This window comes from Deinococcus metallilatus, from assembly GCF_004758605.1.
Lineage (GTDB): Bacteria > Deinococcota > Deinococci > Deinococcales > Deinococcaceae > Deinococcus > Deinococcus metallilatus.
The window spans coordinates 1509604-1530403 of record NZ_CP038512.1 but is presented as its reverse complement, the minus strand read 5'-3'; the positions used below and the strand labels follow the sequence as shown (position 1 = coordinate 1530403).

General features: G+C 69.4%; 28 protein-coding genes. 6 read left to right on the top strand and 22 right to left on the bottom strand.

Features of this window, described 5'->3' with window-relative positions; genetic code table 11:
* The gene (locus E5F05_RS13395; RefSeq protein ID WP_129119135.1) at positions 1-768 is read right to left on the bottom strand and encodes a WecB/TagA/CpsF family glycosyltransferase; all 768 of its coding nucleotides are present in this window, start codon (positions 766-768) and stop codon (positions 1-3) included.
* 108 nt (positions 769-876) lie between these two features.
* Between E5F05_RS13395 and E5F05_RS13390 the strand changes: the two genes are divergently transcribed.
* Positions 877-1551: a Crp/Fnr family transcriptional regulator gene (locus E5F05_RS13390; protein ID WP_129119134.1), complete on the top strand. Its 675-nt coding sequence runs from the start codon at positions 877-879 to the stop codon at positions 1549-1551.
* Positions 1552-1646: 95 nt separating this feature from the next.
* Positions 1647-3203, top strand: a complete 1557-nt coding sequence (bshC, locus tag E5F05_RS13385) for a bacillithiol biosynthesis cysteine-adding enzyme BshC (RefSeq protein ID WP_129119133.1) — start codon at positions 1647-1649, stop codon at positions 3201-3203.
* Between the two features lie 3 nt (positions 3204-3206).
* Here the strand turns inward: bshC and E5F05_RS13380 are convergent, their stop codons facing one another.
* From E5F05_RS13380 to E5F05_RS13355, 6 genes are all read right to left on the bottom strand, one after another.
* On the bottom strand, positions 3207-3914 hold the full coding sequence (locus E5F05_RS13380) for a hypothetical protein (protein ID WP_129119132.1): 708 nt from the start codon (positions 3912-3914) through the stop codon (positions 3207-3209).
* A gap of 47 nt (positions 3915-3961) precedes the next feature.
* The gene (locus E5F05_RS13375) at positions 3962-4486 is read right to left on the bottom strand and encodes a DUF402 domain-containing protein (protein ID WP_129119131.1); all 525 of its coding nucleotides are present in this window, start codon (positions 4484-4486) and stop codon (positions 3962-3964) included.
* Between the two features lie 85 nt (positions 4487-4571).
* Positions 4572-7118, bottom strand: a complete 2547-nt coding sequence (locus E5F05_RS13370; protein ID WP_164973479.1) for a U32 family peptidase — start codon at positions 7116-7118, stop codon at positions 4572-4574.
* 53 nt (positions 7119-7171) lie between these two features.
* Positions 7172-7654, bottom strand: coding sequence for a universal stress protein (locus E5F05_RS13365; RefSeq protein WP_129119130.1), 483 nt, complete (start codon positions 7652-7654; stop codon positions 7172-7174).
* A gap of 43 nt (positions 7655-7697) precedes the next feature.
* The gene (locus E5F05_RS13360) at positions 7698-7877 is read right to left on the bottom strand and encodes a hypothetical protein (protein WP_129119129.1); all 180 of its coding nucleotides are present in this window, start codon (positions 7875-7877) and stop codon (positions 7698-7700) included.
* A 44-nt stretch (positions 7878-7921) separates the two neighbouring features.
* On the bottom strand, positions 7922-8233 hold the full coding sequence (locus E5F05_RS13355; protein WP_129119128.1) for a rhodanese-like domain-containing protein: 312 nt from the start codon (positions 8231-8233) through the stop codon (positions 7922-7924).
* Between the two features lie 56 nt (positions 8234-8289).
* On the opposite strand from E5F05_RS13355, the gene E5F05_RS13350 reads away from it, so the two are divergent.
* Together E5F05_RS13350 and E5F05_RS13345 are read left to right on the top strand one after the other, a co-directional pair.
* Positions 8290-8619 carry a rhodanese-like domain-containing protein gene (locus E5F05_RS13350; RefSeq protein ID WP_164973478.1) on the top strand — a complete coding sequence of 110 codons (330 nt, stop codon included), beginning with the start codon at positions 8290-8292 and terminating at the stop codon, positions 8617-8619.
* Positions 8619-8978 carry a metal-sulfur cluster assembly factor gene (locus E5F05_RS13345; RefSeq protein ID WP_164973477.1) on the top strand — a complete coding sequence of 120 codons (360 nt, stop codon included), beginning with the start codon at positions 8619-8621 and terminating at the stop codon, positions 8976-8978. Before E5F05_RS13350 ends, E5F05_RS13345 begins: the two co-directional genes overlap by 1 nt.
* Positions 8979-9077: 99 nt before the next feature.
* On the opposite strand, the gene E5F05_RS13340 is transcribed toward E5F05_RS13345, so the two are convergent.
* The 4 genes from E5F05_RS13340 to map form a co-directional block, all read right to left on the bottom strand.
* A complete protein-coding gene (locus E5F05_RS13340; protein WP_129119429.1) occupies positions 9078-9758 on the bottom strand; it encodes a zinc metallopeptidase in 681 nt (226 codons plus the stop codon).
* 57 nt (positions 9759-9815) lie between these two features.
* Positions 9816-10115 (bottom strand): stage V sporulation protein S, encoded by a 300-nt coding sequence (locus E5F05_RS13335; protein ID WP_129119428.1) that lies wholly within the window; start codon positions 10113-10115, stop codon positions 9816-9818.
* A gap of 66 nt (positions 10116-10181) precedes the next feature.
* Positions 10182-10838, bottom strand: coding sequence for a pentapeptide repeat-containing protein (locus tag E5F05_RS13330; RefSeq protein ID WP_129119126.1), 657 nt, complete (start codon positions 10836-10838; stop codon positions 10182-10184).
* Positions 10835-11596, bottom strand: coding sequence for a type I methionyl aminopeptidase (map, locus tag E5F05_RS13325; RefSeq protein WP_164973476.1), 762 nt, complete (start codon positions 11594-11596; stop codon positions 10835-10837). Before map ends, E5F05_RS13330 begins: the two co-directional genes overlap by 4 nt.
* Positions 11597-11869: 273 nt before the next feature.
* On the opposite strand from map, the gene E5F05_RS13320 reads away from it, so the two are divergent.
* Positions 11870-12721, top strand: coding sequence for a M55 family metallopeptidase (locus E5F05_RS13320; RefSeq protein WP_129119124.1), 852 nt, complete (start codon positions 11870-11872; stop codon positions 12719-12721).
* A gap of 41 nt (positions 12722-12762) precedes the next feature.
* On the opposite strand, the gene E5F05_RS13315 is transcribed toward E5F05_RS13320, so the two are convergent.
* From E5F05_RS13315 to E5F05_RS13290, 6 genes are all read right to left on the bottom strand, one after another.
* The gene (locus E5F05_RS13315; RefSeq protein ID WP_129119123.1) at positions 12763-13479 is read right to left on the bottom strand and encodes a hypothetical protein; all 717 of its coding nucleotides are present in this window, start codon (positions 13477-13479) and stop codon (positions 12763-12765) included.
* Positions 13480-13550: 71 nt separating this feature from the next.
* Positions 13551-13952 carry a DUF4259 domain-containing protein gene (locus E5F05_RS13310; RefSeq protein ID WP_129119122.1) on the bottom strand — a complete coding sequence of 134 codons (402 nt, stop codon included), beginning with the start codon at positions 13950-13952 and terminating at the stop codon, positions 13551-13553.
* Positions 13953-13998: 46 nt separating this feature from the next.
* Positions 13999-14472 carry a hypothetical protein gene (locus E5F05_RS13305; RefSeq protein ID WP_129119121.1) on the bottom strand — a complete coding sequence of 158 codons (474 nt, stop codon included), beginning with the start codon at positions 14470-14472 and terminating at the stop codon, positions 13999-14001.
* Between the two features lie 5 nt (positions 14473-14477).
* On the bottom strand, positions 14478-15704 hold the full coding sequence (gene ispG, locus E5F05_RS13300; protein WP_129119120.1) for a flavodoxin-dependent (E)-4-hydroxy-3-methylbut-2-enyl-diphosphate synthase: 1227 nt from the start codon (positions 15702-15704) through the stop codon (positions 14478-14480).
* 64 nt (positions 15705-15768) lie between these two features.
* Positions 15769-16893 (bottom strand): BMP family lipoprotein, encoded by a 1125-nt coding sequence (locus tag E5F05_RS13295; RefSeq protein WP_129119119.1) that lies wholly within the window; start codon positions 16891-16893, stop codon positions 15769-15771.
* Positions 16894-17060: 167 nt separating this feature from the next.
* Positions 17061-17399: a c-type cytochrome gene (locus E5F05_RS13290; RefSeq protein ID WP_129119118.1), complete on the bottom strand. Its 339-nt coding sequence runs from the start codon at positions 17397-17399 to the stop codon at positions 17061-17063.
* 109 nt (positions 17400-17508) lie between these two features.
* Between E5F05_RS13290 and E5F05_RS13285 the strand changes: the two genes are divergently transcribed.
* Entirely contained in the window at positions 17509-17886 is a 378-nt protein-coding gene (locus tag E5F05_RS13285; RefSeq protein WP_129119117.1) for an NADH-quinone oxidoreductase subunit 15, read from the top strand.
* A gap of 15 nt (positions 17887-17901) precedes the next feature.
* Here the strand turns inward: E5F05_RS13285 and E5F05_RS13280 are convergent, their stop codons facing one another.
* The 5 genes from E5F05_RS13280 to E5F05_RS13260 are packed head-to-tail and all read right to left on the bottom strand — an operon-like array spanning position 17902 to position 20697.
* Positions 17902-18468, bottom strand: coding sequence for a class I SAM-dependent methyltransferase (locus E5F05_RS13280; RefSeq protein ID WP_129119116.1), 567 nt, complete (start codon positions 18466-18468; stop codon positions 17902-17904).
* Positions 18469-18523: 55 nt separating this feature from the next.
* A complete protein-coding gene (locus E5F05_RS13275) occupies positions 18524-18985 on the bottom strand; it encodes a divergent PAP2 family protein (RefSeq protein WP_129119115.1) in 462 nt (153 codons plus the stop codon).
* Between the two features lie 13 nt (positions 18986-18998).
* Complete coding sequence (locus E5F05_RS13270) at positions 18999-19853, bottom strand: bifunctional 5,10-methylenetetrahydrofolate dehydrogenase/5,10-methenyltetrahydrofolate cyclohydrolase (RefSeq protein ID WP_129119114.1); 855 nt, start codon at positions 19851-19853, stop codon at positions 18999-19001.
* Positions 19850-20359, bottom strand: coding sequence for a transcription antitermination factor NusB (nusB, locus tag E5F05_RS13265; RefSeq protein ID WP_129119113.1), 510 nt, complete (start codon positions 20357-20359; stop codon positions 19850-19852). The genes E5F05_RS13270 and nusB overlap by 4 nt, the downstream gene beginning before the upstream one ends.
* Positions 20356-20697 (bottom strand): Asp23/Gls24 family envelope stress response protein, encoded by a 342-nt coding sequence (locus E5F05_RS13260; protein WP_129119112.1) that lies wholly within the window; start codon positions 20695-20697, stop codon positions 20356-20358. Before E5F05_RS13260 ends, nusB begins: the two co-directional genes overlap by 4 nt.
* Positions 20698-20800: the final 103 nt, after the last annotated feature.

Sequence of the window (20800 nt, the reverse complement as noted above, 5' to 3'; positions counted from 1 at the left end):
CTACCGCATCCGCCGCTTCTCCGCCTGCACCAGCCGCACGAACTGCGCGAGGCGGGGGGCACGGTTCCAGCGTTTGCGGTCCAGGCCCACGCGCCAGATGAACTCCACGCCCAGTTTGCGCGTCCAGGCCGGGGCGAGGTCGGCGGTCCCGGCGAACACGTCAATGACGCCGCCGCAGCCGATCAGGACGGGCGCATTCAGCACCTGCCGCCAGTACTGGTTGAAGATTTCCTGCCGCCCGGCCCCCATCCCCGTCAGGACGAGGTGCGCGCCGGACGCGCCGATGAGCTCCGCGACCCGCTGATCCTCGGCCTGGTCGAAGTAGCCGTGATGGACGCCCGCCACCTGAATCCCGTAGTCGCGGACGGCGTTCTGCGCGGCCTGTTCCGCGACGCCGGGCTTGGCCCCCAGGAAGAAGACCCGCAGGTCCGCGCCGTGCCGCTCCATTAGGCCCTTCACGATGTCGTAGCCGGGGGCGCGCGGCACCTCGCGGCCGTCCAGTTGCCGCACCGCCCAGACGATGCCCACGCCGTCGGCGGTCACCAGGTCGGCCTCCCGCACGGCCCGCAGGAACTCGGGTTGCGTGCGGGACTGCACGATGAGCTCGGGGTTCAGCGTGACCACCGTGTGGGGGGTGCGGGGGGAGGCGAACATCCAGGCGCCCAGCCGGTCCAGGGTCTGCTCCAGGGTCACCACGTCCAGCGGCAGGTCAAACAGGGTGAGGCGCTGCCCGGTCGGCGGCGGGGCGGTCGGGTCGGGTCGGGTCATGCGTGGCGGGGATTCTAACACGGCCTCTGGCGCGGGTCGGGGGCAGCGCGGGCCCTCTCTCCCGCCCGGCCCCCTGCCCCCGGGGACCTGATATGGCACACTGTCCTCATGATGTCCGGGCCATTCGGGGCGCTGCCGCAGGAAACGCAGGCGCAGGTGGTGGCCGCAGCGCGCGTGGGCCGCTGGGCGCGGGGCGGGTTGCTGTTTCACCCGGAGGACCCGGCCGAAACGCTGTTTGTCCTGATGCGCGGCAGCGTGCGGCTGTACCGCCTGGGAGGAGGGGCGCGGGAAGTCACGCTGGACGTGCACGGCCCGGGGGACCTGCTGGGCGCGGCGGCGCTGCTGCCCGGCGCGGTATACGGGATGTATGCCGAGGCGATGGACGACACCGAGGCGCTGCTGCTGGGCGGGGAAACCCTGACGCGGCTGACGCAGGCGCATCCGGCCGTCGGCGTGGCCCTGACCGAGCAGGTCACGCGGCAGACCCGGGGGGTGCAGGAACGTCTGGCGGCCCTGGTGTTCATGGAGGTTTCGCAGCGGCTGGCGCTGGCCCTGCTGGCCCTCGCCGAGCGCGAAGGCCCCTGGCCCGACGGCGGCACGCTGGCCCTGCGGGAGCGGGTGTCTCACCAGGACCTCGCGCATGTGGTGGGCAGCACGCGCGAAACCATCACCAAGCTGCTGGGCGATTTCCGGGCACGGGGGCTGCTCGACCTGGGCTACCGGCGCATCATCCTGACCGACCGCAGCGGCCTGCTGACGGCCGCGCGCGAGCCATTGCGGTAGGCCGCTCCGGCAACGGCCCGCGTGTGCTGTAGAATGTAAAGCAGAAGGGGCTTGAGGACAGAGGGCACCTCCGGCCCCTGGACAAAGGTGACATCTTGACGAGAAGCATGGCAGCGGCATACCGGGCGGGCGACCTGCCCGCCTTCTTCCGGCTGGGGCCGGGCGATCTGGAGCGAGCGGCCGGAGAGACGCGGCCCGATGTGGACCGGGCGGCCCTGGCTGGAGCCCTGCGGGCCTATCACCGCGACCTGGGCACGCTGGACGCGGACGTGGAGGGCCTGCTGGCGCGCCTGGCGCACCCGGCCTCGCGGGTGGTGGTGACCGGGCAGCAGGCGGGCCTCCTGACCGGCCCGGCCTACAGCGTCCACAAGGGCGCGGACGCGGCGCTGCTCGCCCGGCAACTCGACCGGGAAGACGCCCCGGTGGTCGCCGTGTACTGGGTCGCCAGCCAGGACCACGACGCGGCGGAGGTCGCCTCCACCACCCTGCTCGACCACGCCGAGGACCTGCACCGCCTGACGCTGGACGTGCCGGAAGGCGTCCCGGTGGGCCGGGTGCCCTGGCTTGAAGAGTGGACGGCGCAGGTGCTGAGTCTGCTGGACCGCTTCGACACGGCGCCGGAGTACCGGGCGGCGGTGCGCGCGCGGGTGGAGCGGGCTCTGGCGGGCGGCGGCAGTTACGCGGACGTGTTCGCCCGGCTGATTCACGGCCTCCTCGCACCCGCCGGGGTGCTGGTGCTGGACCCGCTGCATCCGGCCCTGGCTCGGCTGATGGCCCCCACCCTCGCCCGCGAGCTGGAGCGTCCGCTGGAAGGCCCCACACGCATCGAGGCGGCGGCGGGGCGGCTGGAAGCGGAGGGGTTCATCCCGCAACTGCGCCGCCCCCAGGGCGCGACCAACCTCTTCATCGAGGAGGAGGACGGGCAGCGGCGGCTCCTGCGCTTCGACGGGCAGCGGTTTCACACCGACACGCGCCCATATACCCCGGAGGAGGTGCAGGCCGTGCTGGCCGCCGACCCGTCGCGCGTGACCCCGGCGGCGGGCCTGCGCCCGGCCGTACAGGACGCGCTGCTGCCCACGCTGGCCTTTGTGGTCGGGCCGGGCGAGATCGCCTATGGGGCGCAACTCGCGGAGGTGTACGAATTGCACGGGCTGCGGCAACCGCTGCTGTGGCCGCGTCTGAGTGTGACCTGGCTGGAGCCGAACGTCGTGCGGCTGCTCTCGCGCCTGAACGCGACGGCCGCGCAGGTGCAGGCCGACCCGGAGGGGGTGCTGGGCCGGGCGCTGGCGCGGGAACGGGGGGCGGAGGCGGCGTCGGCCCAGCGGCTCGCCGCGCTGGAGGCCGAGCTCTATGCCCTCACCACCGACCTCGCCGCCCTCGACCCCACGCTGGAGGGGGCGGCCGAACGGACCCGCACCCGCACCACGGCCCGCATCGCGCACCTCCAGGCCCTCGCCCTGCGCGCGCTGGCCCGGCAGGAGGACGACCGGACGCGGCAACTGACCCGGCTCAAAAAGCACCTTTTGCCGGGCGGTGTCCCGCAGGAGCGCGAGATGAACTTCCTGACGTATCTGCTGAAGCACGGGGAGGAACCGCTCCGGAAGCTCCTGAGCCTTCCCCCCGGCACGCAGGCGGAAGTGCCGCTGACCTGAATGTCAGGGCACGGCCTGCGCTTCGGTGACGCTCTCGCCATACGCCAGGCTGTCCAGCACACAGAGGGCCAGGGCTTCTAAGGCCGCCTGGCGCTCGCCCGGTCGGGGCGCGGTCAGGGCGGCGTGGAGATGCCGGGCCGCCACCGGATCGTGGTCGTTCAGATCGCGCAGCCAGTGTCGGGGCTTCACCTCCCACCAGCCGCGCGCAGCGTACAGGGCGCGGACGGCTCTGCGGGTCGCGTTCGCCACCAGGAGGGGGTGCAGGGGGTCCCCCGCCGTCGCGCGGGCCTCGACGACCTCATCGACCAGCAGGTGCCGCTCGAATGGGGTCAGGGCGCGTGGGGAGGGACCGGCCAGATGAACCGCGCGAGCCCTCGCCATCAGTTCCGCCAGCTCGGGGTGGTTTACCAGGGCGCGGCCCTGCGCGAACATGGCGACGGTGGCATGATCCGGCTCTTCCAGAAGCGCCCGGACCTTCCGCGCCGGGTTGTGAAAGACCTCCACCAGCACGCCCTCCAGGGTGAAGCTGCTGCGCCAGCGGTGATCTCCCGTGACCAACGCATGAACATCGAGGTCGCTGTGAGCGTCCGCCTCTCCCCGCTGGGCGCTGCCGCACCACAGCACCGCATAGACGCCCGGGGTGGAGGTGATCCGGGTGAGTGCGGCGGGCAACGCGGCTTCCAGGCGGGCTTGGGCGGCATCAGCGGGCATGGCCCAATCTAGCGGGCCACCCGGACCGGCAGCGTCGGCGCAGTGGCCTACGCGGTCAGGTACTCCGGCACGCTCAGCCAGTCCAGCTCGATCCCCTGCCCGGCCAGCCACCCGCCCAGCTCGTAGCGGGCGCGGGCGAGCCCGGAGAGCACCTGGTGCGCGGTGGTGACGGCGTGATGCAACTCGGCGGTACCGATGAAGCCCGCGTCATGCGCGGCGAGCAGTTCACCGGTATCCACGATCTCGGCGGCCATGCCTTCGTGAACCAGGAGGTCGAGGTAGTGGTCGCGGACGGTCCAGAGGTCATCCACACGGGTGACCGTGGCAATGTCGATGTAGTAATCGTGTTCGCGCAGGCCGTGGAAGTCGTAGCGGCAGACCACCGCGCCCAGGGCGGGCAACAGGTGTGCCTGCCAGTGCCGGATGCGGGGGTGCGCCACGAAGTCACGCGCGACGAACAGGCCGTGGGCGTGTTCGCGGTAGGTGTGAACCGGGCGGATACCCGTGTTCGTGTGATGCTGCCGCGCGCCTACGTCATGCCGTTCGGTCTTGACAGGTTCCGCTCCACGCATGAACCACCGTACCGGATCAGGCCCCCCCGGGAATATGAACTTTGGCTCAAGCCAGCCTTTAGGCAGTCTAGACGACCGGCCGCCTTCAGAGGACCGGCAGGGCAGGCAGGCGGTCGAAGCCTTCCGGGACAAACAGGCTGCCCTCGGTGGTGCCCTGGTCGGAGAGGGCCTGCAAGCGGGCTTCCAGAGCCGCCGCTGCCAGTTCGCCCGCCAGGAAGGCGCGGTGGGCGCGGATCACGTCACGGACCTGTTCGGGCGTCTCGTGGACGAATTCCAGGCGGAATTCCCGCAGCCCCGCCGCCAGCCAGTCTCCGAGATGCGCGCCCGCGACCTGGGGCCGTCCCTCGAAGACCGTGTTGCGGCAGCCCACGTCGGCCATGACGGGATGGGCGACGCCGCGCTCGTCGCGCAGGGCGACCCGGTGCGACTCGCAGGGATGGCCGCAGCTCGTGTAGTCGGTGCCTTCCGACAGGAACCGGCAGAAGACGCAGTGCTCGGTGTGGAAGACGGGGAGGTGCTGGTAGGCGATGACTTCCAGCCGCTCCGCACCGACCAGGGAGGCAAGCTCAGTGACCTGCCGGGCGTTCAGGTCGTGCGTGGGCGTGACCCGCTCCAGCCCCAGGTCGAGCAGCGCCCGCGTGGTGAGGACGTTTGCCGCATTCAGGCTGAAATCGCCAGTCAGGGCGGGGAGGTCCGGCATGGTCTGCAAGCCTTCCAGCAGGCCACCCGAACGCACCAGCAGGTCGGCCCCCAGCGAGAGCAGGAACTTCTGGAGGTTCTGCTCGGTGGGCTTGAGGATGCGCGGGCTGGCGACCCGCACCGGAATCCCCGCCCCGCGCACCCGCTCCACGCTGGGCTTCAGGCCGTACAGTTCGAGGTAATCGAGCGTGATCGAGTCGGGCCGCTCTTCAATGGCCGCGCCAAGCTGTTCGGGCGTGCGGACGAGGACGTGGAGGCGGGGCTGTCCCTCGCCCGCTCCAGCGCGGCTTTTCTGACCTGCCTCCCGCAAGACCTCGTCCAGCCGGGGGGTGATGCGCCGTTCGGGAGCCTGGCCGCGCAGGGCCGTCAATTGCTCGGCCGCCTCGCGGCGCAGCGCGTTGAGCTGCGAGACGGGGAGGAACCCTGCCCCGGCCAGTTCCACGGTGAGGGCGGCGAGGTGGTAGCCGGTGCCGCCCAGCTTGCCGAGCTGCTCGCGCAGGGCCGCCTCGTCCAGAGCGCGGTTGCGGGCGGGCTGGAGGGCGTCGGGCAGGGTCACGGTGACGCTGCGCCCCTGTTCGTCCGCCAGGGTGAGGGCCGGGACTTCCCCGACCCATCCCCGGAAATGGGCGGTGACGGGTCGGGTGTGAACCGGATCATTCGCCTCCAGCAGCGGCTTGACGCGGGCGCTCAGCGTCGGGTCGTGGGTGCGCCAGACCGGGTCGCCCGCCTTCACGCGGGCCGGGTCCACCGCGCCGCGCCCGAAGCGGAGTTCCGCCGTCTCACCGGGCCGCACGGCCTCGACCGGCTGACCGCGCTGCCACAGACCGTACAGGAAGCCGCCCTCCTCACGGCCTTCGGGCGTCCGCCAGTTGGCCGAATCGAAGACCAGGCCGTCGCCGGGCCGGACCTCTTCCGAGAGTTCGACCAGCACCCCGCGTTCGGTGGTGCCGCGCACGGTGCCGACGCGCACGCCCCGGTGCCTGGGCGCACGGCCCCGCACCACCTGCTGATGGTTGGTGCCGCCGATGAAATGCGGCCCCAGACCGCGCGAGTACACCTGCTCCAGATCGCGTTCTTCCTGCGGGGTCACGCTGAGGGGCAGGGCCGCCCAGGCTTCATCCACGGCCCGGCGGTAGGCGGCGGTGGTCAGGGCGACGAAATCCGCGTCCTTGTAGCGGCCCTCGATCTTCAGGCAGTTGACGCCGACGTTCATCAGGTCGGGCACCTGATGCAGCGCGTACAGGTCGCCGGGCGAGAGCAGGTAGCGGGCGTCACCCAGGTCACGGTGAACGCCGTCCACCAGCAGTTCATAGGGCAGACGGCACGCCTGCGCGCACTGGCCGCGGTTGGCGCTGCGCCCACCCCACGCCTCGCTGGAAAAGCACTGGCCGCTGTAGCTCACGCAGAGCGCCCCGTGGACGAAGGTTTCCAGTTCCAGGTCCGTCTGCGCGGCGATGCGGGCGATGTCGCGCAGGGACAGCTCGCGGCCCAGCACGACGCGGCTGGCGCCGCATCGCCGCGCCAGTTCCGCGCCCTCGGCGGAGGTGATGCTCATCTGCGTGCTGCCGTGGATGGGGAGGTCGGGGCAGATCTCGTGCGCCAGGCGCGCGACGCCGTGATCCTGCACGATGATCGCGTCCACGCCGGACTGCGCCAGGTGCATCAGCTGCCGTTCCGCCTCGCGCAGTTCGCGGTCGAACACCAGGACATTGAAGGTCACGAAGCCCTGCACGCCGCGCTCGTGCAGGGTCCGCATCAGGTCGGGGAGTTCCTCGTCCGTGAAGCCGACCTTGGCCCGCGCGTGAAACCCCTGACCCCGGGTGGACTGCACCCCGAAGAACACCGCGTCCGCCCCGGCCTCCACCGCCGCGCGCAGTTGCGGCCAGCCGCCGACGGGACTCATCACTTCGGGTTTCACTCGGGCACGCGCCATAACGCGCCAGTCTAGCCGAACGCCCCCGGCCGGAGCGTGAGCGAGGGAACCGGTCAGCCGGGGCCGGTTTCCCCGCTGGTCCAGTCCTTCACCTCATGACCGGCGCGGACCAGCAGCACCGGCACGGGAGCGTGGTGGGCGACCGCCTCGGCCACGCTGCCCAGCAGGGCGCGGCCCAGACCGCTGCGGCCGTGCGTGCTCATCACGATCAGGGCGGCCCCCTCCTCGCGCGCGGCCTCGATGATCAGACGCGGGATGGGGTGCCCATCGGCGTGCTTCACCCGCACCCGCGCCCCCGGCAGACGGCGCGCGAGATCATCACGGATGTCGCGCAGAGCCTCCTCCTGCGCCTGGTCGGTGTTGCTCGGCACGTAGACGTAGGCCTCGGCCATCGTGGGCAGCGGGTCCGGCTGCACGTACAGCACGGTCAGGTCGGCGTGCAGGGCGCGGGCCAGGGCTTGCGCGTGTGCCAGAGCGCGGTGCCCCAGCTCGCTCGCGTCGGTGGTCACCAGGATGGTGTTTCCGGGGTGCGTCATACCTCAGCCTGGGACGGGCGGGTTACGGGGCTATGACAGGCCGTCAACTCTTGTCATTTCTGTCCTTGTTGCTGTCATGGCCGCCGTGCTTGCCGCCGCCGCTGTCGCTGCCGTCGCGGTGGCGTTCGCCGTCGCCCCCCTTCTTGTCCGGGCTGCCGTGGTTGGCGCCGGGGTTGTGGCTGTGGTCACGGTCGCCTTCGTTGTAGCGGTCTTTGGGGGACATGCTTCATGGTGCGCCGCAGCGGCGAGCCGGGCATGAGCGGAGAGTCAACCCGGGTTGTCCTCTGTCGCGGCCCCTCCCCTGTCCAGCTCACGGCGCAGGGCGGGGACGCCACCCGGGTAGGCACTGGCCTGGAGGCCGTCCGCCTGGAGGTAACGGGCGGCCAGGCCGGAGCGGGCGCCCCGTTCGCAGATCACGACCAGCGGCCCCAGGTCCGCGCTCAGGCCGTGTGTGCCGTCCTCGATGGCGTCCAGCGTGACCGCCAGGACGGGCAGGGAGGTCAGGCCCGAAAGCGGCTCGCGCAGGCGCAGTTCCGCCGGGCGCAGGTCGATCAGGGTCACGCCGACGGGCAGGGTCATGACCGGAGTGTACGCCCGCACCATACGTCCCGGCGGGCGCCTGTATGCTGTCTCACATGAAGGCCGATTCCCTGAAGGACGTGTCGCCCGCCGAGGGGCAGAGGATGGTGCAGGAAGGGGCCCTGCTGGTGGACGTGCGCGAGCCGAACGAGTACCAGGAGGTGCACGCGGGGGGCGCCACGCTGCTGCCCCTCAGCGAGTTCGAGGCCCGCTACGCGGAACTCCCCAAAGACCGCGAGCTGGTGATGATCTGCCGCAGCGGCGCCCGCAGCGCCCGCGCCGGGCAGTACCTGCTGGACAACGGTTATGCGAAGGTCGTGAACCTGGAGGGCGGCACGCTGGCCTGGAAGGACGCGGGCCTGCCCACCGAGGAAGGGAGCGCCTGATGGAAGACAGCAACACGAACGCCGCCCCCCAGGACGCGGCCACCCTGCCCACCGAGGCGCAGGTGCTCGAAGCCCTGAAGGTCGTCAAGGACCCCGAGATTCCGGTGAACGTGGTGGACCTGGGCCTGATCTACGGTGTGGACATCATGCCCGGTGGCCTGGTGGACATCACCATGACGCTCACCAGCGTCGGTTGCCCGGTGCAGGACCTGATCCGCGCCGACGCCGAGATGGCGGTCGGACGGCTGGACGGCGTGAACGAGGTGAATGTCGAATTCGTGTGGACGCCGCCCTGGGGCCCGGACAAGATGACCGAGGACGGCAAGCGGCAGATGCGGATGTTCGGGTTCAACGTGTAGGAGCGATCAGCTTTCAGCCGTCAGGAAAAGCAAGACGCCCCAGCTTCATGCCGGGGCGTTCTCTGTTCTTGCCGAAAGCTGACCGCTGAAAGCTCTCCCTCAGTCCTCCTGGCTGCGCGCAATCCCCAGCACGTTCAGCAGTTGCGCCAGGGCCATCGCGAAACCGGCGACGTAGGTGAGGGCGGCGGCGGTGAGGACCGCGCGGGCCCCCTGGCTCTCGCGGCCACCGGTCAGGCCGCGCCCGTTCAGATAGGCGAGCGCGCGGCGGCTGGCGTCGAACTCGACCGGCAGGGTGATCAGGTGGAACAGCAGGGCCGCCCCGAACAGGATCACGCCCAGCCAGATCAGGCCGGTGAAGTGCAGGAACACGCCCGCGAGCAGCAGCAGCGGCGCGAGGTTCATCCCCAGGCTGAGGGGCACCGCCAGATGTCCGCGCAGCACCAGGGCGGGCATCCGCACCTTGTCCTGAATGGCGTGCCCGACCTCGTGGGCGGCGACCGCCAGCGCACTGACGCTGGGGCTGTAGTAGTTGGCTTCCGACAGGTTCACGACCTTCCGGATGGGGTCGTAGTGGTCGCTGAGGTTGCCGGGGACAGGGTTCACCGGCACATTCGAGAGGCCGTTCTCGTCCAGCATCCGGCGGGCCAGTTCCGCGCCGGTCAGGTTCCGGCTGTTGCGGACGTTGCCCCACTGGCCGTAGGTGCGGCTCAGGTAACCCTGGATCAGCAGAGAGGCGACGAAAATGATCAGGATCAGAAAGGTATAGGGGCCGAAGATCATGGCTGGTCTTCCTCCTGCCATAATCTTAGCGTATTTGACTCAGGTATTATGAGAGAGTCAGGGGCTGTGCGAGTTCGGCCTGACCGCCCATACCCGGAACGTCATGGCCGTCCGTTCCTCATCGGCCACATCGAGGGTGACGAAGGCAGGCTGCACGGCAAGGTCGAGGCCGTTGCCTTCCAGATAGCCGCGGGCAATCGCCAGAGCCTTGACCGCCTGGTTGACCGCCGCCGGGCCGATGGCGTTGACCTCGGCCCGCCCCTGCGCGCGCAGCAGGGCAGCGATAGCCCCAGCAACCGCGTTGGGCCTGGACTTGCCAGAAACACGCAAGGTTTCCACAGTCGGGAGAGTCTCCATCACGCTAATGCTTCTAATCTAGCCTCAGCCTGGCTTTAAATCAATCACCGGCCTTCTGGTCGGCACTCAACCTGAGGGAACCCGCACCCCCAGCAGGTGGGCGAGGTCGAGGAGTTGCGTGGCCTCCACCGTGACCTCCTGGAGTTCGGGGATGCCCACACGAATCCCCGACAGGTTCGAGGTGCGCAGGTCGGCGCCGGGCATTTTCGCTCCCCGGAAGTCGGTCTGACGCAGGGTACAGCCCCGGAAGACGGCACCGGGAAGGTTGGCCTCCATAAAGGTCGCTTCGGAAAGATCGCTGTCTTCCAGCCAGAGGGCTTTGGCTTCCATCTTCCAGCAGAGGGCCAGTTGCGCCTGCACGCGCGTCAGGCGGACATGCTGCCAGAGCGCCTCCGGCACCTGAAGCCCCAGCAGACGGCAGTCGGTGAACTGCACCCGGAGCAGGCTGAGGGCCGTCCACCTGGCCCCGGAGAGGTCGCAATGCTCGAACCGCACGTCCACGAACCGGACGTGGGTCCATGCCGCGCCCGTGAAGTTCACCCCCCGAAAGACCGTGCCCTCGAAGGTGACGGCATGGAGGGCCCGCCCGCTCAGGTCCAGCCCCTCCAGGACTGTTCCCCGATAAACGCTCTCGTCCTCCAGCCCTTCCGGGGACAGGGAGCGCAGGCCGCCGCGGGGGAACTTCGGGGCGTGCGGCGGTTTGGGAGGGGGGGGAGCGGTCACAGCGTCAGAATCTCATGTCCCTTCGGCGTAACGACCACCGTGTGCTCGAACTGCGCGCTGGGCTTCTTGTCGGCGGTGATGACCGTCCAGCCGTCACCCAGCAGGCGGGTGTCGGGCGTGCCAAGGTTGATCATCGGTTCGACGGTGAAGACCATGCCGGGCTGGAGCTTGAGGCCGGTATAGCGGGCGCCCCAGTGGTAGATGGTGGGTTCCTCGTGCAGCCGCTTGCCGATGCCGTGGCCGGTGTACTCGCGGACCACGCCGTAGCCGCGCCCCTCCGCGAGCGACTGGATGGCGTGGCCGATGTCGCCGGTACGGTTGCCGGGCTTCACGACCTCCAGCCCCGCCGCGAGGGATTGACGGGTGGTGTCCACCAGACCCTGCACCTCGGGGCTGACCCGGCCGACCGTGTAGGTGTAGCAGGCGTCGCCGTACACGCCGTCAAGCAATACGCCGATATCCACCCCGATGATGTCCCCCTCCTTCAGTTCGCGGGGACCGGGGATACCGTGACAGATCACCTCGTTCACGCTGGCGCAGATGGTGGCGGGGAAGGGATTGTTCCTGGGACCGTAGCCCAGGTAGGCGGGCGTGGCGCCGTGCTTGCGGATGTGCTCCTCCGCGATGCGGTCGAGTTCGGCCAGGGTCACGCCCGGCTTCACGAAAGGGTCGAGAACGCGGAAGGTTTCCGCGACGAGCGCCCCCGCACGGCGCATGGCTTCAATCTCGCGGGCGGATTTCAGGGCGACACGGCTCATAACGGATAAGGCTAGCACGGCCCTTCACTCCGGCGCCTGCCGCGCGGCACGGTCGGGAGGGCCACCGCAAATTCGCAAGGTTCGCCCAGCCTCGTTTGCCCCCTCGGGCCCCTCGGGCCACCTCCCCTCAAGGGGAGGCCACAGCATGGGTTTCCTGAAGGGCCAATGGCGTCCCTGGCTCCCCTCTCAGCGAAGCCGACTGAGGGGTTGACCGGGGCGAGTGCCTCCAAAAACCGGACGTTGCGGTTGCCCTGGCACGGTAGGCTGCCCTCCATGAAAGTCGTCATCAGTGTGGATATGGAGGGCGTGTGCGGCGTGGCGAGCTGGGTACAGGTCAGCCCACCCGAGTTCGGAGGTCTGGTGAATGCCGCGGAGTACCAGGCGGCCCGCGAGCGGATGACGCTGGAGGCTGCCGCCGCCGCCGAGGGTGCCTTCGCGGGCGGTGCGACGGCCGTGCTGGTGAACGACTCGCACGACACCATGCGGAACCTGCTGCCCGAACTGCTGCCGGAGGGCGTCCGCTTCACCAGCGGCAACGACAAGCCGCTCAGCATGGTGCAGGGCGTGCAGGAGGAAGGCGTGGGGGCGCTGCTGTTCGTGGGCTACCACGCCCGGGCGGGGAGCGTGCGCGGGCCACTGGCCCACACCTGGAACGGCTTTATCCGCAATGTCCGCGTAAACGGGCGCGATACGGGCGAGTACGGCCTGAACGCGCTGGTCGCCGGGCATTACGGCGTGCCGGTCGTCTTCGCCGCCGGGGATGACGTGGCGATGGCCGAGATTCAGGATGAACTGGGGGAGCAGGTGGTCTGCGTGGCCGTCAAGGAGGGCCTCAGCAGCTTTGCCGCACTGCATCTGCACCCGCGCGAGGCGCAGCGCCTCATCCGCGAGGGAGCGGAAAAAGCCGTGCGCGCGGCGCAGGACGCCAAACCATACAAGACCCTCTGGCCCGCCCGCGTGGAACTCAGCTTCAACCATCAGGCCCGCGCCGACCAGGCAGGGCGGGTGCCCGGCGTGGAGCGCGTGGATGGCGTCACGGTCGCCTACACCAGCCCCGACGCCCTGCATCTCTTCCAGTCCTTCCGGATGCTCTCGAAGGTGGCCGAGGTGCGGCTGGAGGGGTGAGGGTCAGGGTCACCACTCGAAGAAGGGGGCGTCGCGCTGCCCTAATGCGCCGTGTCAGCGAGATACTTGATGACATCGGGAGGCAAAGGGTGTTTTGCCTGAGGGTTGAGCCAGAGCTTGACCCGCAGCGGCCGCCCGTCGGGGCCAAACGAACAGAGCGCGACGGCGCTGAGGCGCTGGCGTTGGCGACGATAGGCCCGCACGCCTTCCAGGGGCAATTCAGGAGATGGCAGGCTCTCTTCACGCCGAGGCTCACGGTCCAGCAACCGGAGGGCGGCCGGGGCGAGAGCATCACTTTCTGCGCCCGGCGGGACGACGACCGCGAGCAAATTCATCGCGCCGGGTGGGAACTGACCGATCTTGTCACACACCACACGTGCGAATTTGAACGCCGCTCGGGGCGGATCGTCGTCGGCCAGGAGACGGAGCCGGGTGACTTCGACGTGCAAGGGCGAATGGCTCTTGAAGACCACCTGAAAATCCGGGCCGCGTTGCCCGGTCGCACGGTAGGGTTCATAGCGCACCGTGGAGCGCCGGTCACGCACCAGGAAGGCGGCCACCGCCAATTCGGCGAACAGGTCGGCCAGCTCGTCAGCAAGGGGCGCCAGACGTGCTTTCTTGTGAATCTTGGTCGCGTACGTCTCGGCAAAGGTGAGAAACAGGCGCGACTCTTGACACTGCGAGCGCAGGAACGGAGCGAGCGGGTGATCGGCCCCACCCAGGAGGCTTTGAATCAGGTCGTCGATGCGTTTGGTCATGACCCCTGAGGCGGAAGGCTGTCCGCCCGCGAGGGCCGCCCTTTCGCCGCGGCCCGGAAGCTGTCCATCCCCTACGCCAGCGCGGCCCGCAGCCGCTTCACGTCCGCCCGCCACTCGTCGGTGTCCCCGCTGTCGGCCCAGAGGTCGGGAAGGGCGCTGTCGGAGCCGCAAACGCGGCCGAGGGCTTCACGGGCCACTTCGCGCAGCGGTCCCAGCTCGGTCAGGTTCGCGCTGGCGACCCAGGCGCGGAGCGGCGCGTCCGTGATGTGGGACGTATCCCCGGTCAGGGCCGCGACCAGAATCTCGGCGGCGGCCAGGGTGCGGTGGCCCTCCTCGGCGTCAAGAAAGTCGTTGTCGGGATCGAGGGCCACGTCGAACGCCTCGGCCAGGGCAAAGGCGCCGTCCTCGACGACCTCCTGCGCAAACGCCACACCGACCTCATTCTCGAAGCTGCCGATGCCCCAGATGTTCATGCCTTTAGGGTAAAGGGTTTGAAGTGCCGAGAAAACCCCCGCAACCTCAGTCCCAGTGCGTAAACAGTGCCTCCGCGCGGATGGAGGGCTTCCAAGAATTGAGGTTATAGGCTTCCCAGCCGTTGCCTGCCCCGGAAGCGCGGAGGGCGGCCCTGTCGCTGTCGGATAACGGAGCAAGCAGCCAGTCCGCGTCGGGCAGCACCAGCGAGCCGTCGGCGCTGAGGGCGTCGTGAAGCGGTCCGCTGGAGATGAGGTGAAACTCAGGCGGCAGGCCCCAGACCGGGCGCTGGCTGGATACGGCGGCAATGGTGAGTGTCAGCAGCGTCCAGCCGATAACTTCTCCATAGCGGCCCTGCCATTCGTGGGCGCGGTAGCTGGCGCAGGAGTCCAGGCCAGGAACTTTGGCGAACGTCCAGCCCTGCCGCCGGGCAACGCGGTTCAGAGTACGGTCCACCTCGGCCAATTCGGCAGGCTGGCCGCCCCAGCGGGCGTACACCAGTCGCTCGATGACCGATGACAAGGAGGTCAGCCTGTGACGATTCGCCCGTACCGCTCCTCCACGTACTTTTCGAGCAGTTCCTGAAAGTCCTGCGCGATGCGGGGGCCGCGCAGGGTGGTGAGCAGTTTGCCGTCCTGATAGACCGGGGCGCGGGGGTCCTCGCCGGTGCCGGGCAGCGAGATGCCGATATTGGCGTGCTTGCTCTCGCCGGGGCCATTCACGATGCAGCCCATCACGGCGACCTGCATATCCTCCACACCGGGGTATTTCGCCTTCCAGTCGGGCATCGCATCCCGGATGTAGTCCTGAATCTGCTGGGCGAGGTGCTGAAAGAAGGTGGAGGTGGTGCGCCCGCAGCCGGGGCAGGAGGTGACCTGCGGGAGAAACTGTCTCAACCCGAGGCTCTGGAGAATCTGCTGCGCGACCTCCACTTCCAGTTTGCGGGAGGCGCCGGGTTCGGGCGTGAGCGAGACGCGGATGGTATCCCCGATCCCCTCGGTCAGCAGGGGCGCGAGGGCCACGCTGGAGGCCACCATGCCCTTCATGCCCATGCCCGCTTCGGTCAGGCCGAGGTGGAGGGGATAGTCGCACAGCGGCGCAAGCTGGCGGTAGACCTGCCACAGTTCGGGGGCGGAGCTGACCTTGACCGAGATGATGATCTTGTCGTGCGGGAGGCCCAGCGCCTCGGCGTAGCGGGCGGAGTCGAGGGCGGACACCACCATCGCGTCGATCATCACGTCGGTGACGGACTTGGGGTGAGGGGAGCGGGCGTTCTCGTCCATCAGGCGGGCGAGGACCTGCTGATCCAGGGAACCCCAGTTCACGCCGATCCGGACGGGTTTGCCGAACTCCCGGGCGACTTCGATCATCGTGGCGAAGTTGGCGTCGTGGTGCTGCCCGGCCCCGACGTTGCCGGGGTTGATGCGGTACTTGGCGAGCAGCCGCGCCGTTTCGGGATACTCGCGCAGCAGGATGTGCCCGTTGTAATGAAAGTCCCCGACGATGGGCACGTCGACACCGATGTCGTGCAGGCGGGCCACGATCTCGGGGAGGGTGGCGGCGGCTTCCCGCGTGTTGACGGTCACGCGCACGATCTCCGACCCGGCCCGCGCGAGCTGCGCGACCTGAATGGCGGTTGCCTCGGCATCGGCGGTGTCGGTGTTCGTCATGGACTGCACGACGATGGGATGTGAGCTGCCCACAGGGACATGGCCTACCCAGGTGGTCACGGTCTGACGGCGCGGCGTCCTCATATGCGGTCAGTCTACGCGGGGGGAGGCGGGACGTTCCGGGTGGGGCGTCACGGGAGGGCCTGGGTTAATTCGCGGGAACCTTCACCGTACCGTTCACGATCAGTTCCTCGATCTTCTTCAGGTTGGCCTGGAGGGGGGCGGGAATCAGGGCCTTGTTGTACTGGTCCAGAGCCAGGGCGATGCCGCCGTTGCTGAGGCCGAAGGAGCGGTCACCGGAACGCCAGGGACGGCCCTCGGCCACGTCCTTGATCACCGTGTACACGGCGTTGTCGATCCGCGTGACCATGCTGGTCAGGCCGTGATTCAGTGTGGCCGGGTTCCTGTCGAAGTCGCCCAGAGCGTTCTTATTGGTGTCCACCCCGATGAAGAAGGTGGGGCGGCTGTCCCCCGCGCAGGCGTCCTGCTCGGCCGCACTCCGGGGCACGTTTTTGAAGTTGTCGCCGCCGAACTTCACCCCGGCCGGGAGGTTCGCCGCCTTCAGGCAGGGTTGCGCCTTGATCTGCTCGATCACGCCCAGGGTGCTTGCACCGGCTGCGGAGTAGATGATATCGGCGCCGTCCGCCAGGAGCTTGGCGGCAAGCTGCCTGGCCACCGCAGGATTATTGAAGCCCTGATTGGTGGTGCTGACGTACACACTCTTGATCTGGCAGGCAGGGCAGGCGAACTTGACGCCCGTCTCGAAGCCCACCCGCGAGCGGGCGAGTGACTCCACCGGCGCGGCACCGATAAAGCCGACCCGCCCGGTGGCGCTCTGCTTCCCCGCCAGGTACCCGGCGAGGAAGGCGCCCTCCTGTTCGCGGAAACGCAGGCCCACCGTATTCGGCCCCTTGGGCAGATACCCGACCGTCACAAAGCGCGCGTCGGGATTTTTCGCGGCGGCCTCGGTGATGGCCGCATTGTTCGAGGCGCCCACCCCGATCACGACTTTCGCCCCCAGCGCCGTCAGCCGGGGAATGCCGCGGCCCACCTCTTCGAGCGTCTGGGGTTCAAAGATCTGGACCTCTCCCCCGGTCGCCGCAATGGCGCGTTTGGCCCCCTCGAAGGCCGCCTGGTTGAAGCCCTGGTCATTGCGCCCCCCCAGATCGAAGGCCAGCCCCACGGTAAAGGACGAGGCCTGGACCGTCCCGAGCAGGAGGGCCGGAGCGAGGGCGAGCGGCAGGAGTGCAGTGCGGTGCATGGGACGGCGCATGGCGAAGATGTTCCCGTCCCGGCTCTGACGAACGCCTTACTGAGAATGCCCCCAGCGGGGGGGTCGGGGGTATCCGGGCGGCGAGGTCACGCTGGGCGCAGCCGGAGGCGGTCTGCTCCTTCAGGGCTGAGGGCGCTCCGGCAGCCTCCCTGAGCCGGAGGCGCCCTTCACTTCAGGGTCTTGAGGTAGGCCTGGAGGTTTTTGATTTCGGTGTCGGTCGGGGGCTTGCCGTGATCGCCCTTGAAGCCGATCTTGCCCCAGTTGGGCATGGGCGGTTTCAGGGGGGCGCCGTGATCGTCCTTGTCCTGAAGCATCGCGCGGCGGAAGAGGGCGTAGGACCAACCCGCAGCCCCGTGCAGGCTGGGACCGGCGCCGCCCTGCGCTTTTGCACCATGACACCCCGCACAGTTGGCGGTGTAGATGGCCTTTCCCGCCGCGGTACTCACGGCGGCGTGGGCGGGAGCAGCGATGGCGGCCAGGAGCAACAGGCTGATCAGCGGGCGCATGCGCCATCCTACGGCAGTCCGCCCTTCCGTGCGGCTCGCCATCGGCCCGGGATTCTTGGCCCGGCTCCCTCGCCCGCAAGCTGGCGCCTTGGTCTACACTCAGGGCCACATGGCACACGCAAAGGATGGACTGCTGTACGCACAGTGGGTCGAACTGCTCGGCTGGCTGGAGGCCGAGGCTGCCGCGCGCGGCCTGGGGTTCGAGAAGGTCGCGGACTTCCCCGATTACATCTACCGCATGGAACGCCCCTACGACCTGCCCACCACCGTGATGAGCGTGGCGCTGACCGCAGGCGGACAGTCCCTGCTGCTGGCCGCCGTCAGCCCCCGGCACGTGGACCTGAAGGGCGTCTCCCTGCGCCTGATGGGCGGGAGCAAGCACTGGCACCTGCACGCGGGCGAACGCGGCCTGCTCGAAGGCAAGCGGCCCTTCACGCGGGGGCGGCTGGCGGTGCTGCTGGACGGGGCGGTGCGGGGGGTGGCGTAGGCCTGCTCTCGCCTCTCAGCGCAGAGGCTTTCTGGCGTCGAGGATGAGGGAAACGAAGCCCAGGCGCCCCTCCCGGTTGCGGTGGTCGAGGAGGAGGGAGCGGTAGATGGGTCCGGTGGTCACGTCCCACTGGTGGTAGTGGAAACGTCCGGCCTCGTCGCAGTATTCGAGCAGATCGACCTCGAAGCCCGCGCTCCTGAACACGCCCGTGAAGCGGCGGGAGTCGTACACGATCTGATGGTCGGCGGCCGGGTGATCGGCGGGACCGGGGCCGCCCACCTGAACCGTTCGCTGATAGTCCGCATCTGGAAAGTTCGCATCGGGGACCGCGCAGCGAAGAAAGCCGCCCGGCTTCAGAAACTCGAAGCACAGCCGGGCGGCGGCACGGCCCTGTTCCTCGGTCAGGTGTTCCCAGACGTGTTCGCACAGCAGCGCATCTGCCTGACGCCCACCAAACCAGGCGACCCAGCTTTCCCGGTCGAGCAGGTCCAGGTCCTCACGCTGGGTGGGAATCCAGCCCGCCCACCTCTGCTCTCCCGCACCGATGATGACGCGAAGTTCGTCGGCCGTGACAGCGGTCATGGCTCACATTCTGCCTGAGCGGTCCCCGGAGAGCAGCATCCGCAGAACGGCGCCCTCACAGCACCCGGAAGGCCACGAACGCCATCCCGATGCCCAGCAGGGTGCCCACCAGCACCTCCAGGTAGGTGTGGCCCAGCAGCACCCGGAGGGGCTGGGGCGCGAAGCCCTCGCGGACGACGGCGCGCAGTTCGTCCACCAGTTCGTTGAGGAGGCGGGCCTGCATGCCGCTGGCGTGGCGCACGCCGGTCGCGTCGTACATCACGATCAGGGCGAAGACGGCGCTGGCGGCAAAGAGGGGGCTGCCCAGGCCCTGCGTGAGCGCCACGCCGGTCGTGAGGGCGGCGACCATCGCGGAGTGGCTGCTGGGCATCCCGCCCGTTTCCATAAAGGCGGCGGGGCGCCAGCGGCCCTCGAACAGCAGGATCAGCAGCACCTTGAGCACCTGCGCGGCGGTCGAGGCAAGGATGGCCGTCCACAGCCAGCGGTTCCCGAAAAGGTCGTCGAGAGGGGGAGTCACGCTGCGGCGAAGTCTAGCGCGCCTGCATCTCTGCGGCGGCAACGGTGTTGGCAAGAAGCTGCGCGATGGTCATGGGACCGACCCCACCGGGAACGGGCGTGATCGCCCCCGCCACCCGCGCCACTTCCGGGTCAACGTCGCCGGTCAGGTGCGCCTTGCCGCCGTTCTCGCCAGGCACGCGGTTGATGCCCACGTCAATCACGGTCGCGCCCGGCCTGACCATCTCGGGCGTGATCAGGTGCGGCTGCCCGACCGCGACGCAGAGCAGGTCGGCCTCCCGCGTCACGGCCCCCAGATCAATCGTCCGGCTGTGGGTGACGGTCACGGTGGCGTCGCGATTGAGGAGGAGTCCCGCCAGGGGCCGCCCGACGATGTGGCTGCGGCCCACCACCACGGCCCGCTGACCCGCCACAGGGATGCCGTAGTGGTCCAGCAGGTACAGGATTCCGGCGGGTGTGCAGGGCCGCAGCGCCGGACGCCCGGCCCACAGTTCCCCCACGTTGAGCGGGTGAAAGCCGTCCACGTCCTTGCGCGGGTCGATGGCGTGCAGCACCGCCTGCTCGCTGACATGCGCGGGCAGCGGGAGCTGGACCAGAATGCCGTTCACGCTGTCGTCGGCATTCAGCCGGGCGATCAGGTCGAGGAGTTCGGCCTGGGGGGTCGTCTCCGGCAGCGCGTACACGGTGCTGGTCAGACCCACCTCGCGCGCCTTGCGGTCCTTGCCGCGCACGTAGCTCACGCTGGCGGGGTCGTCGCCCAGCCGCACCATGACCAGATGCGGGGGGGCGGGGAGCCGGGCGGCGCGGGCGGAAGCGTCGGCCAGCAGGGCCTCCGCGGCGGGGGCACCGGGGAGCAGGCGGGCGGTCACTCCCCGGTCCCGTCCTCGGCTTCGGCGTCCCGGGGGGCGCGCGGGGCGGTCTTGAGGCTGCGGCTCAGTCCCCCCAGCACCCCGTTCACGAAGCGGCCCGAGTCCTCGCCGCCGAACTTGCGGGCGATGCGGACGGCGCTCTCGATCACCGGGGGGTGCGGTTCCGGCGTGTAGATCATTTCGTAGGTCGCCAGGCGCAGCACGTTCAGGTCGGTCTGGGCCATCTGCTCGAAGTCCCAGCCGCGAATGGTGCGGCGCAGCGTGGCGTCCACATCGGCGCGGCGCTCGCCCAGCCCGTCCACCAGTTGCCGGGCGAAGGCCAGCGCCTCCGCGTTCAGTTGCGGGAAGGTATCGTCGCCCTCGCGCATGGCGCCCTCGGCACGGGTGAACACCGCGTCCAGTGGCAAGTGGCCCCGCTCGGCCTCGAACAGCACGCGGAAGGCGAATTCGCGGGCGGCTCGGCGGGTGCCCACCGGCTGCTGCCCGCGTTCACGGCGGCGGGTCAAGCGGCAGCTCCCCTGGGCAGCACCACGCCCAGCACGGTCACGTTCACGGCCTTCACCTTCAGGCCGGTCATCAGTTCGACGTTCTCGCACACCGCCCGCTGCGCCTGGTGCGCGAGCTGGACGAGGTTGCGCCCGTACTCTACGTTCAGGCCCACGTCCACCGTGACCTGCCCGCCCTCGCGGGTGACCCGCAGCGCGCGGGGACGGCGCGGGCCGCCCTGCTGGCGCAGCACCTCACCGACCTTGAGCGGCGCGTTCGCCACCTCGATGCCCTCGATGCCTTCCAGCGTCGTGGCGGTGATGTCCGTCAGGACACTCTTGCTGATCTCCACATCCATGTTTCTCGCCTCCGGGTGGGCCGACGTGAGAGGCGGCCCGCAGTGGGGGACAGTGTAGCGGCTTGTGGCTCGTGGCTTGTGGCGTGTGGAAAAGGCTTTAGGC

Bases quoted from the DNA above. Each gene is read 5' to 3' on its own strand.
- E5F05_RS13395 (WP_129119135.1), bottom strand. From the start codon at position 768: ATGACCCGACCCGACCCGACCGCCCCGCCGCCGACCGGGCAGCGCCTC.
- E5F05_RS13390 (WP_129119134.1), top strand. From the start codon at position 877: ATGATGTCCGGGCCATTCGGGGCGCTGCCGCAGGAAACGCAGGCGCAG.
- E5F05_RS13380 (WP_129119132.1), bottom strand. From the start codon at position 3,914: ATGCCCGCTGATGCCGCCCAAGCCCGCCTGGAAGCCGCGTTGCCCGCC.
- E5F05_RS13375 (WP_129119131.1), bottom strand. From the start codon at position 4,486: ATGCGTGGAGCGGAACCTGTCAAGACCGAACGGCATGACGTAGGCGCG.
- E5F05_RS13370 (WP_164973479.1), bottom strand. From the start codon at position 7,118: ATGGCGCGTGCCCGAGTGAAACCCGAAGTGATGAGTCCCGTCGGCGGC.
- E5F05_RS13365 (WP_129119130.1), bottom strand. From the start codon at position 7,654: ATGACGCACCCCGGAAACACCATCCTGGTGACCACCGACGCGAGCGAG.
- E5F05_RS13360 (WP_129119129.1), bottom strand. From the start codon at position 7,877: ATGTCCCCCAAAGACCGCTACAACGAAGGCGACCGTGACCACAGCCAC.
- E5F05_RS13355 (WP_129119128.1), bottom strand. From the start codon at position 8,233: ATGACCCTGCCCGTCGGCGTGACCCTGATCGACCTGCGCCCGGCGGAA.
- E5F05_RS13350 (WP_164973478.1), top strand. From the start codon at position 8,290: ATGAAGGCCGATTCCCTGAAGGACGTGTCGCCCGCCGAGGGGCAGAGG.
- E5F05_RS13345 (WP_164973477.1), top strand. From the start codon at position 8,619: ATGGAAGACAGCAACACGAACGCCGCCCCCCAGGACGCGGCCACCCTG.
- E5F05_RS13340 (WP_129119429.1), bottom strand. From the start codon at position 9,758: ATGATCTTCGGCCCCTATACCTTTCTGATCCTGATCATTTTCGTCGCC.
- E5F05_RS13335 (WP_129119428.1), bottom strand. From the start codon at position 10,115: ATGGAGACTCTCCCGACTGTGGAAACCTTGCGTGTTTCTGGCAAGTCC.
- map (WP_164973476.1), bottom strand. From the start codon at position 11,596: ATGAGCCGTGTCGCCCTGAAATCCGCCCGCGAGATTGAAGCCATGCGC.
- E5F05_RS13320 (WP_129119124.1), top strand. From the start codon at position 11,870: ATGAAAGTCGTCATCAGTGTGGATATGGAGGGCGTGTGCGGCGTGGCG.
- E5F05_RS13315 (WP_129119123.1), bottom strand. From the start codon at position 13,479: ATGACCAAACGCATCGACGACCTGATTCAAAGCCTCCTGGGTGGGGCC.
- E5F05_RS13310 (WP_129119122.1), bottom strand. From the start codon at position 13,952: ATGAACATCTGGGGCATCGGCAGCTTCGAGAATGAGGTCGGTGTGGCG.
- ispG (WP_129119120.1), bottom strand. From the start codon at position 15,704: ATGAGGACGCCGCGCCGTCAGACCGTGACCACCTGGGTAGGCCATGTC.
- E5F05_RS13295 (WP_129119119.1), bottom strand. From the start codon at position 16,893: ATGCGCCGTCCCATGCACCGCACTGCACTCCTGCCGCTCGCCCTCGCT.
- E5F05_RS13290 (WP_129119118.1), bottom strand. From the start codon at position 17,399: ATGCGCCCGCTGATCAGCCTGTTGCTCCTGGCCGCCATCGCTGCTCCC.
- E5F05_RS13285 (WP_129119117.1), top strand. From the start codon at position 17,509: ATGGCACACGCAAAGGATGGACTGCTGTACGCACAGTGGGTCGAACTG.
- E5F05_RS13280 (WP_129119116.1), bottom strand. From the start codon at position 18,468: ATGACCGCTGTCACGGCCGACGAACTTCGCGTCATCATCGGTGCGGGA.
- E5F05_RS13260 (WP_129119112.1), bottom strand. From the start codon at position 20,697: ATGGATGTGGAGATCAGCAAGAGTGTCCTGACGGACATCACCGCCACG.